We start from the raw sequence: 13,227 nt of genomic DNA on the forward strand, positions 1-13,227 counted from the left end.
ATGTAGGATGGGAAGTTTAATCTGGGTCGGTTTAATGGTGGCATTTGGCGTCATCTCTGTCATTTCTAAAGCGGCAGATAAAAGTAAAGCTAACCAACCGACAAGGACGCCATCAAAAGAGTTTGGGGATTATGTGAAGAACATGGTGGGGCAGGCGGAAGCGATGACGAATGATGATGCACCGCCGGCTGTAAAAAAGAAACAGCAACGTCCGTTGTTAGAAGATCGTCGAACGGACATGCAACGGCATACGGATCGTCAGCTGGTTTCTAAAACGAGTACGAATATCGGAGAAATCAAGGGGTCAATCGCCGAAGGAGCAATCGGGACGAAAGCGGTCAAGAAAACAGGGATGCAAACGACGCAAGAAGAAGCACGTCGTGCCATCATCTGGAGCGAAGTCCTCGGTCCACCCGTTTCAAAACGTAAAACGAAAACACCCCATTCATAAGAACAGGTCAGCTTCCTAATTTTAAGGGGAGCTGACCTTTTTAGGTGTTTCAACAAGATGGGTTTTTCTTTCCATCTATTATTAGGAAATGCTAAAGTAGAAGAGAATAGATTTGTGGCGATGACATACTGTTGTCCATCATTAGGAGGCCAATCATAACGTGATATTTAATGAAAGAATTCCATTCGCATTCTCGAATTCAGATCAGACGCAAGCATTCGTTGGACCAAATGATGCGGTGCTTAAAACAATGGAGGCAGAACTTGATGTTCAGCTCGTTCATCGAGGTGATGAATTGATTGTTCAAGCAGAAATGGAGGACTCGATTAGACTGGCGACGCAAGTCATCGGCGTTCTCACACAGCTCGTGAATCGTGGGGCAGTTTTAACGGAGCGTGACGCAACAAGTGCAATTCAATTGGCACGACAAAATCGAGTCGATGAATTACTTGAATTATATGACACCGTCGTTCATACGAATCATAAAGGAAAACCATTACGTGCAAAAACACTAGGTCAAGCACGTTATGTACGCGGGATTGAGAAATACGATTTAACGTTCGGAATCGGACCTGCTGGGACAGGGAAAACGTATTTAGCTGTCGTCATGGCGGCGAAAGCCCTGAAAGAGGGGCATGTGAAACGGCTTGTCCTTACACGTCCTGCTGTTGAAGCTGGTGAAAGTCTAGGTTTCTTACCGGGGGACTTAAAAGAAAAAGTCGATCCTTACCTTCGTCCGTTATACGATGCGCTCCATGATGTGTTAGGTGTCGAACATACGGCGCGCTTATTAGAGCGCGGTGTGATTGAAATTGCTCCACTTGCCTACATGCGTGGACGAACGCTCGAACATGCCTTCGTCATCTTGGATGAAGCTCAAAATACGACAAAAGAACAAATGAAAATGTTTTTGACGCGACTCGGATTTCATTCGAAAATGATTGTTACAGGAGATTTGACGCAAGTCGACTTGCCTCGGGGAAAAGCCTCTGGATTGCAAGAAGCCTTGAATTTGTTAGGTGATGTTCGAGGCATTCATTTTGAACACTTCAGTTCTGCTGATGTCGTTCGTCATCCACTTGTCCGGAAAATCATTGATGCGTACAGCCAAGAAATCGGCTGAAACTCAACCATGAAAGTAAGGGGAAGGGGACTAAGACATGCGGAAAATAGGACTGTGGATCAGCTTGCTGACGATTGGATTTTACATCATCGTGTCAACGATGATGTATGTGTCCGTTCGTCCGGAAGCTTTGGCGGCAGAAGCCTTCTCTATCGCGGAAGAAGATATCCGATCTCCTTTGACCATCGAAGACCGTGAAGCGACCAGACAGATTAAAGAAAATACCGTAGCTGCGATTGACAGTCAGTATACGGTCAAAAAAGAATATGCATCGCAACAAATTGATAAGGTGGAACAACTCTTTGCGAGCTTAAAAGGTATAACGAAGGCAGAAGACATCGGACGGATTAAGCAGCGGCTTCGAAATACAGAGGCGGCTGATTTATTGAAAGATGATGAATTGCGTTTGCTTGCGACGTCTTCTTCGTCCGTTCGAAGCACGACACGTGACGCGGTGATTACGGCAATTGAAGAAGCAATGAAACAGCGGATTTCTTCTGAGGACGGAGAGTTAGCAGAAGCGCGTGAGAATGCACGGCTCGACATCGACCGAACACCATTATCTTTTTCATTAAAAGCGGTCAGTAAGGCATTGACCGATCAATTGATTGTCACGAACTACGTGTATGACCCTGAGAAGACGGAGCAATTACGAAATCAAACGAGCGATAAAGTCGAACCTGTCATCATTTCTGAAGGGGAGGTTATCGTTAAGCGTGGTGAAGTGATTTCGCAAGATGAATACCGTCAGCTTAAGCTTGTCGGATTGATCTCTGACCGGAAGTCGTTCAAACCATTGTTAGGAACGTTACTTTTGAGTGGTTTAATGACGTTGCTGTTATATGGATTCATCGCTCGTTCAAATCTTCGATACGCGAAGATGGGTAAAGTACGTTTGTTCGGTCTTGTCTATCTTGTCGTGATTTTGCAACTTGTCGTGACATACGGAATGGCGTTTTTGGCAGAGGATATCAATCCTGTACTGTACTTGTTGACACCGACGGCATTCGCGGCACTCGTTTTACGAAATTTGCTGAATGAACGAATCGCCTTGTCCAGCACACTCTTTATGGCGCTTGCCGGCACATTTTTCTATAGCACGAACCAAAACTTTAGTTTTAACATTGCGATTTACTTAGTGGTGGGCGGACTCGTCGCGACCTTCTTTTTACAATCGAGTTTGTCACGACGACGGATTTTCTTGAGTAGTTTAATGATTTCTGCTGCGAACATCGTTGTCTTCTTTACCTTCTTATTGATGCGCAGTGGGCAACTTGAACTTCAGGAAACGCTAACGTTAACGGCATTTGCGATCGCGAGCGGCGTATTGAGTGCTATCTTCGCGATTGGTTTGTTACCATTTTTAGAAATGACTTTCGGAATCTTGGCTCCGACACGGTTATTAGAACTGTTAAATCCTACACATCCGTTATTAAAGAAATTACTGGTCGAAGCACCAGGAACGTATCATCATAGTATGATGGTCGCGAACTTAGCTGAAACGGCATGTGAAGCAATCGGGGCAGATGGGTTACTTGCGCGAGTTGGTGCTTATTATCATGACCTTGGGAAAACCCGCCGTCCGCTTTATTTCATCGAAAATCAACATGGCCGTAATCCGCACGATCGATTGACACCAATCGAGTCGGCGCGTGTTATTTTAGCGCATACGGATGATGGAGTAGAACTCTTACAAGAAGCAAAAATCCCGGGGGCAATCGTCGCGATTTGCCAAGAACACCACGGTACGTCGTTACTCCGCTACTTCTATGTAAAAGCAACGGAGCAAGGTGAAGTCAACGAAGCGGAATTCCGTTACAGTGGACCGAAACCACAGACACGAGAAGCGGCAGTCATCATGATTGTGGATTCGATTGAAGCAGCTGTCCGCTCGATGAAGTCTCCGACTGAAGAGGGGATTCGTGATCTTGTCTCGAAAATCATTCGAGAGAAGATGCTCGACGATCAATTCGCGGAATGTGACATTACGACACGTGACATTTATCGTGTCGGGGAAAGTGCGTGTCATACGCTTTCGGGATTGTTCCACGAACGGATTGAATATCCTGAATTAAAGAAAGAGGAAACGAAATGAATACTTATATGACAGACGAGGGAAACTTATTGAGCGAGGAACAGCAGCGCTTAGTCGAATCGATTCTTATTTATACTGCGAAACAAGAAGAAGTCGAAGTCAATAGTGAGCTGTCCGTCACATTCGTGACGAATGAAGAAATCAGAGAAATCAATCGCGACTGGCGTGGGAAAGATCAAGCGACGGACGTCATTTCGTTTGCGATGGATGAGCTCGGAGAAGATGAAATTGACTTTCAATTACTAGAAGACGAACCCGTTGTACTGGGTGATTTAATCATTTCCGTCGAACGGTGTCGGGAACAAGCGGCTGAATATGGAAATCGGTTTGAGCGGGAACTTGGTTTTCTAGCCGTCCATGGTTTTTTACATCTGTTAGGGTATGACCACATCGAAAAGGCAGATGAAGAAGTCATGACAAAACGTCAGGAGGAAATTCTACATCACTTCGAGTTGTATCGAGGCGAGTTGTGAAGTCCTGGTGGGTTCCGTTTGTCCATGCGCTAGCGGGCATCCGACAAGCCGTTCGAGAAGAACGACATATGAAAGTTCATTTTGTTCTCGGACTAGTCGTCACGATTGCAGCATTTTATTTCCCACTTTCGTCCGTTGAACGTGCCATCTTATTTTTAACGATCGGTACCGTTCTAGGTGCGGAAATGCTGAATACAGCTTTTGAAAGAACGGTCGATTTAGTGACGAAAGAGTGGCATCCGTTAGCCAAGGCGGCAAAAGACATCGCGAGCGGTGCAGTTTTAGTGTTGGCGCTTACATCAATTGTGATTGCACTATGCATCTTCGTCCCATATTTGGTACAATAAGAATCCGGCCTTTTTTGGCCAACAAAGTTGCTAAAAGGGGAAAAATGACATGAAAACAGAACAATTACTCGAACAAGCTAAAATTGCACGCGAAAAAGCGTACGTTCCATATTCGAAGTTCCAAGTCGGAGCTGCTCTCTTAACAAAAGACGGACAAGTCTTCCACGGGTGTAACATCGAAAACGCTGCTTACGGTCTCTGCAACTGTGCAGAGCGGACAGCCGTCTTCTCAGCATGGGCACAAGATGCACGTGAATATGCAGCGATGGCTGTCGTAGCAGACACGGAAGGTCCAGTAGCACCATGCGGACAATGCCGCCAAGTCCTGTTCGAAATGTGTGATGCAGATATGCCAATCTATTTGACGAACTTAACAGGTGATGTCACAGAAACAACCGTTGGCGCATTGTTACCAGGTGCGTTCACGAAGGGAGATCTCAATGTTTAAAGAAGGATTTAAATCGGGATTCGTCTCGATCATCGGTCGTCCGAATGTCGGGAAATCGACGTTTTTGAACCGTGTCATCGGTCAAAAAATTGCAATCATGTCAGATAAGCCACAGACGACACGAAACAAGATTCAAGGTGTTTACACAACGGATGATGTGCAGACGGTCTTCATCGATACGCCAGGAATTCATAAACCAAAGCATAAGCTCGGTGACTTCATGATGAAAGTTGCGACAAACGCTTTGCGTGAAGTCGATGCGATTCTCTTCATGATCAACGTGACGGAGCCAAAAGGAAAAGGCGACGACTTCATCATCGAGAAGTTGAAAGGCCTTGATACGCCAATCATTCTCGTCATGAACAAGGTCGACTTGATTCATCCGAATGACATTCCGCCAATCATTGAGTCGTATAAAGACGAATTAGAGTTTGCAGCGGTCGTGCCGATTTCTGCTCTTCAAGGTAATAATGTTGAACCGCTCCTCGGTGAGGTTGCGAAACTTTTACCAGAAGGACCGATGTATTATCCGGCCGATCAAGTAACGGATCATCCGGAACGCTTTATTATCTCGGAAATGATTCGCGAAAAAGTCTTACAAAAAACACGAGACGAAGTACCGCATTCGATCGCAGTTGCGATTGATCAAATCAAAACACGTGAGGACGGCAATATGGTCGACGTCCACGCGACGATTTTAATCGAACGTGATTCGCAAAAAGGCATCATCATCGGGAAACGTGGGGCACTCCTCAAGGAAATCGGGTCTGAAGCACGGACGGACATCGAAATGCTTCTCGGAACGAAAGTCTATTTGAACCTATGGGTCAAAGTGCAAAAAGACTGGCGTAACAAAGCCGGACAATTGCGTGAACTCGGCTTCCGCGACGATGAGTATTAAGCGATGATTGATAAGGCGGAAGGGCTCGTATTACGAACGGTCGTGTATGGTGAATCGAATAAAATCATCACGTTGCTGACGCGTGAATACGGAAAGCTCGCCGTCATGGCTCGTGGTGCGAAGAAACCGGGTAGCCGGTTTAATGCAGCAAGTCAGCCGTTTATTCGAGCGGTCTATGTCTACCCGAGGTCACGTGGACTCGGTCAATTAAAATCAGCGGATGTCATCACCGGGTATTCACATATCCGGCAAGACGTCCTCTTGATGTCATATGCGATGTACCTGCTCGAACTTGCGGATAAGGCACTTGACGAACGCGTCGCCTATCCGACGCTCTATGATTTATTCGTCGACGGACTGGAGGCGATGGACGAAGGACTTGATCCGGATGTCGTATCGTTCATTGTTGAACTACGCTTGTTGCGTCATCTTGGTATCGCTCCGCACTTAAACGGCTGTACGATTTGCGGGAGTACGGAAGCACCTTTCGCCTTTTCGCTGAACCATGGCGGACTGCTCTGTAAGCGCCATCGTCATGAAGATGAGTATGCCGTATTCTTGCAGGAGTCAGTTGCAAAGATGCTCTATGTCTTTTCCGTCTATGATTTTTCACGGATCGGGACGGTCACGGTCAAGCCGGAAACGAAACGATTACTGCGTCAAATCATGGATGCCTATATGGAACGTTATAGTGGACTTCGGTTACGATCGAAGCGCGTTCTCGATCAATTGCTCAACCTTGAGAATGATTGACAGACTACGCGTACGTTCGGTAGAATAAGTGCGGAAGAACTAACTAAACGAACACGATGAGAAAAAGGAGTAGCACCTCCTCTTCATTCAAGCGATTCCAGGATAGTGTGAGCTGGATATGAAACGGGTGTGAACGGCATTTTTGAGTGTTCCCGTAAAAGAGTGGCATGCTACGCATGCAAGTAGGGTGGAACCGCGGGCTTGTCTCGTCCCTATGTACAACCATGTTGTACATAGGGACGTTTTTGTGTTTCCTTATAAATTTTGGAGGTGGATCTCTTGAAAATGACAGTACAAGACATGATTTTGACGTTACAGAAATTTTGGGCGGAACAAGGTTGTTTGACGATGCAAGCATATGATGTAGAAAAAGGTGCCGGGACGATGAACCCGATGACATTCTTACGGAGCTTAGGACCAGAACCGTGGAACGTTTGTTATACAGAGCCGTCACGTCGCCCGGCTGACGGACGATACGGGGAAAACCCGAACCGGTTGTATCAACATCATCAATTCCAAGTCATCATGAAACCGTCTCCTGACAACATTCAGGAACTCTACTTACAAAGTCTAGAACTCCTCGGCATCAATCCGCTTGAACACGACATTCGTTTTGTCGAAGACAACTGGGAAAACCCGACGTTTGGTGCAGCAGGTCTTGGCTGGGAAGTCTGGTTGAACGGGATGGAAATCACGCAATTCACATATTTCCAGCAAGTTGGTGGAATTGAATGTAATCCGATTGCAGTGGAAATCACGTATGGTATCGAGCGTCTCGCGTCGTATATTCAAGATGTCGAAAGTGTCTTTGACTTAGTCTGGACGGACGGGTTCCGCTATGGCGATATCTTCTATCAACCAGAATTCGAACATTCCAAATATACGTTCGAGACATCAGATGTTGATTTATTGTTCACATTGTTTGATCAGTATGAAAAAGAAGCGAACCGGGCGCTCGACGAAAACCTTGTGTTCCCGGCGTATGACTACATCTTAAAATGCTCACATACCTTTAATTTGCTCGATGCAAAAGGAGCGATTTCCGTCACGGAACGAACAGGATTCATCCACCGTGTCCGGAACATGTCGCGCCGTTGTGCTCAAAGTTTCATCGAAGAGCGGGAACGTTTAGGTTTCCCATTGATTAAATCGAAAGCTGGTGAATCACATGCATGAATTATTACTTGAAATCGGTCTCGAAGAAATGCCGGCACGCTTCGTCTTGCAGTCTGAAACACAACTGAAGGAACGTGTAACGACATTTTTGACAGAAGCACGGATTACATTTGATACAGTCGAAGCCTTTTCAACACCGCGCCGTCTCGCTGTTCTCGTTAAAGGAATCGCGGAACGCCAAACGGATTTGGAAGAAACGTTAAAAGGACCAGCTAAACGAATCGCGCAAGATGCGGACGGGAACTGGACGAAAGCGGCGGAAGGATTTGCTCGTGGAAAAGGATTGACGACAGATGATCTATTCCTTGGTGAAGAAAAAGGAGTCGAATACATCTATGCGACGCGTAAGGAAGCAGGACAAGAAACAGCGACGTTATTGACGGGGCTAAAACAAGTGATCGAGGCGATGAACTTCCCGAAAAACATGCGCTGGAGTACACAACCGCTCCGTTACATGCGTCCGATCCGTTGGTTGATTGCCTTACTTGACGATCAAGTCATTCCGTTCGAAGTCGCATCAGTCGAAACAGGACGGACGTCACGTGGCCATCGTTTCCTTGGTCAAGACATCACGATTTTACGTCCGAATGCGTATGTCGAAGCATTGGCTGGTGAGCATGTCATCGTCAGTTATGCAGCACGCCGCCAAATGATTGAAGAACAAATCGAAGCACTAGCACAATCAGAACAATTCGAAGTACCGATCGATGCGTCACTGCTTGAAGAAGTCACGAACCTCGTCGAATATCCAACTGCCTTATTCGGTGCGTTTGACGAAGCGTACCTTGAATTGCCGGAAGAAGTCTTAATCACGACGATGAAAGAGCACCAACGCTACTTCCCTGTAAAACGTAATGGTACGTTACTGCATTATTTCGTGACGGTGCGTAACGGGAACGCGCAACACATCGAGAACGTCGCCCGCGGAAATGAAAAAGTCATTCGTGCCCGTCTTGCCGATGCGCAATTCTTCTACGAAGAAGATAAGAAAGCGGATATCGACGCACAGGCAGCCCGTCTCGACAAAATCGTCTTCCATGAAAAACTTGGAACGACGGGTGAAAAAGTTCGCCGCGTACGTGAGATGGCGCTTGCGCTTGCAGACCGCTTCTCAGCCGACAGAACAAAAGTCGATCGTGCCGGTCATATCTATAAATTCGATCTCGTCAGTCAGATGGTCTATGAGTTCACGGAGCTCCAAGGTTTGATGGGCGAGCGTTATGCAAACATGAAACAAGAAGACAAGGAAGTCGCAGCGGCGATCCGCGAGCACTACATGCCACGCTTCGCTGGGGATGAAAGTCCGGCGACACCAACCGGGACGCTACTTGCCGTTGTCGATAAGTTGGACAGCGTCGCTGGCTTCTTCGGTGTTGGTATGATTCCAAGCGGTTCTGCCGATCCTTATGCGTTACGCCGCCAGGCTCAGGGAATCGTCCAAGTCTTAGCGGATCGCAATATCCAAATGACACTCGTTGAACTGATTGATTTCGTAGTGACAGCTCAAATTAAAGCAGGTCTTTATCAGACAGATGCAGAATCAGTAAAAGTGGCGATGCAAGAATTCTTCAGTCAACGCCTCAAGTTCCGTTTATCGGAAAAAGGGTATCGTCATGACGTCGTTGAAGCAGCACTTCAACTTGATATGACGGTCGGAGCGAATGAAAAACGAGCAGCAATGCTTGAAGCGGCGACGCAACGGGACACATTCAAGAAAACAGTCGAACAGTTGAGCCGTGTACTCAACATCTCGAAAAAAGCGGAAACGGTCGTTACTATCAATCCGGAGCTCTTTGAAAATGAAGCGGAACGTACTTTACATGAACGAATCGAACAGGTCATTCCACAAGTCGCAGCGGCAGTAGAGCAATCTGATTTCGAAACAGCGATGGGCGCACTTGAATCAACGGTTCCAGCCATTACAGCCTATTTTGATGGGACGATGATCATGGCAGAAGACGATGCGATTCGATCGAACCGTTTAAGCGAAATGAAACGTTTCGCGGACGCGATTCAAGCGGTCGCACGATTCAATGCACTCACTTTAGTGTAAACAAAGGACGGATGAGCCGATGAAGTTAAATGAACGGCAGAAAAAGATACTCCAAATCGTCAAAGAAAATGGTCCGATCACAGGAGAGCAAATTGCGTCCGAGCTCTCCTTGACGCGGGCGACATTACGACCAGATCTCTCGATTTTGACGATGACAGGAATGCTCGAAGCGCGTCCGCGCGTCGGGTATATGTATGTTGGTAAAAAGAACGCCTCGATGCTTCATGAGAAACTCGACACGTTGACAGTCGGCGAGTTCATGTCGTCGGCCAAGGTGATTCATGAGAGTATGACCGTTTACGACGCAATCGTTCACTTATTCTTAGAAGATGTCGGTTCGCTCTTCGTCGTTGGCAATGATCATGCACTCGTTGGTGTCTTATCACGAAAAGACTTTTTACGAGCTGCAATCGGGAACCAAGAACTCGATTCATTGCCCGTTAATATCATTATGACGCGGATGCCGAACTTGACAGTATGTGAGAAAACGGAAACATTGATCGGGGCCGGGATGAAGTTGATCGAAAAACAAATCGACTCGATGCCTGTCGTTGAAAACAGTGATGGCATCCTGAAAGTCGTCGGACGGATGACGAAGACGAACATGACGAAAGTACTGGTCGCGTTAGCAAGAGATGAAGAAATTTAAGAGGAGGCTCACAGATGAGACAACGTATTTATGTAGTCAGTGATTCAGTGGGTGAAACGTGTGAACTTGTTGTTCGTGCAGCAGCGATTCAATTTCCGGAGCGGGCGATTGAAACAGTCCGGATCCCATTCGTCGATGACGATCAAGTGATTTATGATCTCGTTTTGCATGCGAAAGAAGAGCGGGCGACGATTGTTTATACGATCGTCCATGCGAAGCACCGTCGTTTGCTTGCGGAGACGGCGAAGGCTCACGAAGTCGAAGCAATCGACTTACTTGGACCGTTGCTTGATACGATGGAAGATCGACTCGGGATGCAACCGAAAGAAGAGCCAGGGCTAATTTATCGTTTGGATGAGGAATACTTCCGGAAAATCGAAGCGGTCGAATTCGCTGTGAAGTATGATGACGGTCGGGATCCACGTGGAATTAAACGGGCTGATATCGTCTTGATTGGTGTCTCACGAACGTCGAAGACTCCTCTCTCACAATACCTTGCTTTGAAACGGTACAAAGTTGCGAATGTTCCTCTCGTTCCGGAATCTGTACCACCAGAAGAACTTTTCGATATTCCGAAAGAAAAGTGTTTCGGATTATTGATTTCTCCTGAGAAGTTGATTGATATCCGGATGGAACGGTTACGTTCGCTTGGTTTGAAACCGGAAGCTGCCTACGCACAAATCGATCGCATCAATCGTGAACTTGATTATGCGAAAAAATTGTATGAGCGGATTGGCTGTCAAATCATCGATGTGACAAATAAGGCAGTTGAAGAAACAGCGAACTTGATTTTGACGGGAATTTCAGGAAAGGCACATGACTAGTCAAGAAAGTACTTGCGTAGTATACTAGTCTAGCTGATAAATGAGATGATGCAATTTTTCCAATGAAACGGAACGAGTATTCGTTCCGTTTCATTGCGGGTATATATATAAGAGTAGAGAAGAGGAGGTGGGACGATTGAAAAGAATTCCGGATGAACTGGTCGATCAGGTTCGCCAAGCGACGGATATCGTTGAACTAATCTCTGAACGTGTAGAATTAAAAAAACAAGGGAATCGGTATTCAGGGTTATGTCCATTCCATTCAGAAAAATCCCCCTCTTTTTCGGTCTCGCCTGATAAAGGAATGTATTATTGTTTTGGTTGTGGAGCGGGCGGAAACGCCATCACCTTCGTCATGGAAACGGAAGGGATGAGTTTTCCGGAAGCCGTCTCGAAACTCGCTGATCGAACGGACGTGACATTACCGGAGTTCGAGCGATCTGATCAGACTGAATCGACACCAGATCAAGAAAAGAAATACCGGATGCGTGAAGCGCATCGAATCGTTGCTGATTTGTACCATGAAGTCATGTTACAGACAGCCGCTGGTGACGCCGGTCGTGAATATCTTGAAAAACGGGGAATTGGCGAATCGGCGATGCGTGAATTTAAACTCGGCTATGCTCCAGACCAAGAACGTTTTACAGTCGACTCCTTGACCCGGCGTAATTTTGACTTGGATGAAATGGTGGAAGCTGGATTGATTTCTGTAGGTAGAGATGGCGATTATCGCGATCGATTTAACGGCAGGGTCGTCTTTCCGATTTCAGATCGTGATGGCACGGTTGTTGGATTCAGTGGACGTTCCATTGATGGAAGAGACCCGAAGTACGTCAATACGGCAGAGACACCGCTCTTCAATAAAAGTGAATTACTGTTCGGTTTTGCACAAGCACGGGGCGCGATGCGTAAAAATAAACAAGTTGTGCTCGTAGAAGGCAATTTAGATGTTGTACGAGTCGCTCAAGCGGGTATATCCTATACCGTAGCCTCTTTAGGAACGGCCTTAACTCCTGTCCATGCACAAAATCTTGGACGGATCGTCGATGAAGTCATTATTTGCTATGACGGAGACAAAGCCGGTCGGGCAGCGACGATTAAAGCATTACGTCTTCTTGAAGATGTTGCGGTAGATTGTTCCGTCATTCGGCTACCGGATGAAGAAGATCCGGATTCGTACATCGGAACTCATTCCGAAGAAACATTTATTCGTCTAGTGGAACAAGAACGGGTTTCAAGTCTTGAATTCAAATCTTTTTATTTTCGTCAAGGAAAAAACTTGCGATTAGAAGGAGAACGCGTTCGATATATTGAAACTATGCTTGAGGAGATTAATCGGACAACGAATCCTCTGCTTCGAGATATTTATCTTGGTAAGCTAGCGGAAGAATTCCAGTTATCGAAAGAATCGTTATTGTCACAAGTGAAACCGTTACAAGCACCTAAAGTAAAGCAGGAACGTCGCGTCGAACGAAAAACGAACGTCGCAGCACCTCAAGACCGAACATTTACGAACTGGAAGCGAGCAGAACGTTTTTTACTTGCTTACATGATTCGGTCAGAGGAGGTTGGAATGGAAGTCCGAGATCAACTCGGAGTCGATTTTAATGATCCGGCGCATCAGCTGATCGCCGGTAAATTATATGAGTTTTATGGAGCAGGTGCTCCGGCAAATCCGGACCGCTTCTTGACGATGTTACAAGATGCATCGCTTCAACGAATCGTCGCCGATTTAGAGTTTATGCTCATGCCGGAGTACGATCCGGATTTGTTGAGTCATTATATACGCGCCGTTCAAAATGAACGACAACGACGGACACTCGATGAAGAGAAGTCACGTTTGAATCAACAAACAGATATCCGTGCTCAAGCGGAACTAATGCAGGCAATCATCGAACGGAAACGACGCTTAAAAGATCGATGACCTGTTGCAT

The 13,227-nt window shown here is 46.4% G+C and carries 13 protein-coding genes; all 13 read left to right on the forward strand.

Going from position 1 to position 13,227, the window contains the following annotated elements; translation table 11 throughout:
- Positions 1–7 precede the first annotated feature (7 nt).
- The 13 genes from KNP88_RS06815 to dnaG all read left to right on the forward strand — a co-directional run bounded on the left by KNP88_RS06815 (position 8) and on the right by dnaG (position 13,217).
- The gene (locus KNP88_RS06815) at positions 8–451 is read left to right on the forward strand and encodes a hypothetical protein (RefSeq protein ID WP_214769899.1); all 444 of its coding nucleotides are present in this window, start codon (positions 8–10) and stop codon (positions 449–451) included.
- Between the two features lie 160 nt (positions 452–611).
- Positions 612–1,574: a PhoH family protein gene (locus KNP88_RS06820; protein WP_214765426.1), complete on the forward strand. Its 963-nt coding sequence runs from the start codon at positions 612–614 to the stop codon at positions 1,572–1,574.
- 37 nt (positions 1,575–1,611) lie between these two features.
- Positions 1,612–3,669 carry an HD family phosphohydrolase gene (locus KNP88_RS06825; RefSeq protein ID WP_214765424.1) on the forward strand — a complete coding sequence of 686 codons (2,058 nt, stop codon included), beginning with the start codon at positions 1,612–1,614 and terminating at the stop codon, positions 3,667–3,669.
- Positions 3,666–4,142, forward strand: a complete 477-nt coding sequence (ybeY, locus tag KNP88_RS06830; RefSeq protein WP_029332938.1) for an rRNA maturation RNase YbeY — start codon at positions 3,666–3,668, stop codon at positions 4,140–4,142. The genes KNP88_RS06825 and ybeY overlap by 4 nt, the downstream gene beginning before the upstream one ends.
- Positions 4,139–4,489 (forward strand): diacylglycerol kinase family protein, encoded by a 351-nt coding sequence (locus tag KNP88_RS06835; RefSeq protein WP_088836557.1) that lies wholly within the window; start codon positions 4,139–4,141, stop codon positions 4,487–4,489. Before ybeY ends, KNP88_RS06835 begins: the two co-directional genes overlap by 4 nt.
- A gap of 49 nt (positions 4,490–4,538) precedes the next feature.
- Positions 4,539–4,937 carry a cytidine deaminase gene (locus tag KNP88_RS06840; RefSeq protein ID WP_029332940.1) on the forward strand — a complete coding sequence of 133 codons (399 nt, stop codon included), beginning with the start codon at positions 4,539–4,541 and terminating at the stop codon, positions 4,935–4,937.
- Complete coding sequence (era, locus tag KNP88_RS06845; RefSeq protein WP_029332941.1) at positions 4,930–5,838, forward strand: GTPase Era; 909 nt, start codon at positions 4,930–4,932, stop codon at positions 5,836–5,838. Before KNP88_RS06840 ends, era begins: the two co-directional genes overlap by 8 nt.
- A gap of 3 nt (positions 5,839–5,841) precedes the next feature.
- The gene (gene recO / locus KNP88_RS06850; RefSeq protein ID WP_029332942.1) at positions 5,842–6,591 is read left to right on the forward strand and encodes a DNA repair protein RecO; all 750 of its coding nucleotides are present in this window, start codon (positions 5,842–5,844) and stop codon (positions 6,589–6,591) included.
- Positions 6,592–6,876: 285 nt separating this feature from the next.
- Positions 6,877–7,767 carry a glycine--tRNA ligase subunit alpha gene (gene glyQ / locus KNP88_RS06855; RefSeq protein ID WP_029332943.1) on the forward strand — a complete coding sequence of 297 codons (891 nt, stop codon included), beginning with the start codon at positions 6,877–6,879 and terminating at the stop codon, positions 7,765–7,767.
- Positions 7,760–9,820 (forward strand): glycine--tRNA ligase subunit beta, encoded by a 2,061-nt coding sequence (gene glyS, locus KNP88_RS06860; RefSeq protein ID WP_214800967.1) that lies wholly within the window; start codon positions 7,760–7,762, stop codon positions 9,818–9,820. Before glyQ ends, glyS begins: the two co-directional genes overlap by 8 nt.
- A 19-nt stretch (positions 9,821–9,839) precedes the next feature.
- Positions 9,840–10,469 carry a transcriptional regulator CcpN gene (gene ccpN, locus KNP88_RS06865; RefSeq protein WP_029332945.1) on the forward strand — a complete coding sequence of 210 codons (630 nt, stop codon included), beginning with the start codon at positions 9,840–9,842 and terminating at the stop codon, positions 10,467–10,469.
- A gap of 14 nt (positions 10,470–10,483) precedes the next feature.
- Positions 10,484–11,293, forward strand: coding sequence for a pyruvate, water dikinase regulatory protein (locus KNP88_RS06870; protein ID WP_029332946.1), 810 nt, complete (start codon positions 10,484–10,486; stop codon positions 11,291–11,293).
- Positions 11,294–11,420: 127 nt separating this feature from the next.
- Complete coding sequence (gene dnaG / locus KNP88_RS06875; protein ID WP_353048776.1) at positions 11,421–13,217, forward strand: DNA primase; 1,797 nt, start codon at positions 11,421–11,423, stop codon at positions 13,215–13,217.
- The last annotated feature ends 10 nt before the right edge of the window (positions 13,218–13,227 follow it).

Source organism: Exiguobacterium sp. H66 (assembly GCF_018618705.1).
GTDB lineage: Bacteria > Bacillota > Bacilli > Exiguobacteriales > Exiguobacteriaceae > Exiguobacterium_A > Exiguobacterium_A oxidotolerans.

What these genes read in the sequence shown, in the direction of transcription:
- KNP88_RS06815 (WP_214769899.1), top strand. Translation starts at nt 8, where the DNA reads ATGGGAAGTTTAATCTGGGTCGGTTTAATGGTGGCATTTGGCGTCATC.
- KNP88_RS06825 (WP_214765424.1), top strand. Translation starts at nt 1,612, where the DNA reads ATGCGGAAAATAGGACTGTGGATCAGCTTGCTGACGATTGGATTTTAC.
- ybeY (WP_029332938.1), top strand. Translation starts at nt 3,666, where the DNA reads ATGAATACTTATATGACAGACGAGGGAAACTTATTGAGCGAGGAACAG.
- KNP88_RS06840 (WP_029332940.1), top strand. Translation starts at nt 4,539, where the DNA reads ATGAAAACAGAACAATTACTCGAACAAGCTAAAATTGCACGCGAAAAA.
- era (WP_029332941.1), top strand. Translation starts at nt 4,930, where the DNA reads ATGTTTAAAGAAGGATTTAAATCGGGATTCGTCTCGATCATCGGTCGT.
- recO (WP_029332942.1), top strand. Translation starts at nt 5,842, where the DNA reads ATGATTGATAAGGCGGAAGGGCTCGTATTACGAACGGTCGTGTATGGT.
- glyQ (WP_029332943.1), top strand. Translation starts at nt 6,877, where the DNA reads ATGACAGTACAAGACATGATTTTGACGTTACAGAAATTTTGGGCGGAA.
- glyS (WP_214800967.1), top strand. Translation starts at nt 7,760, where the DNA reads ATGCATGAATTATTACTTGAAATCGGTCTCGAAGAAATGCCGGCACGC.
- ccpN (WP_029332945.1), top strand. Translation starts at nt 9,840, where the DNA reads ATGAAGTTAAATGAACGGCAGAAAAAGATACTCCAAATCGTCAAAGAA.
- KNP88_RS06870 (WP_029332946.1), top strand. Translation starts at nt 10,484, where the DNA reads ATGAGACAACGTATTTATGTAGTCAGTGATTCAGTGGGTGAAACGTGT.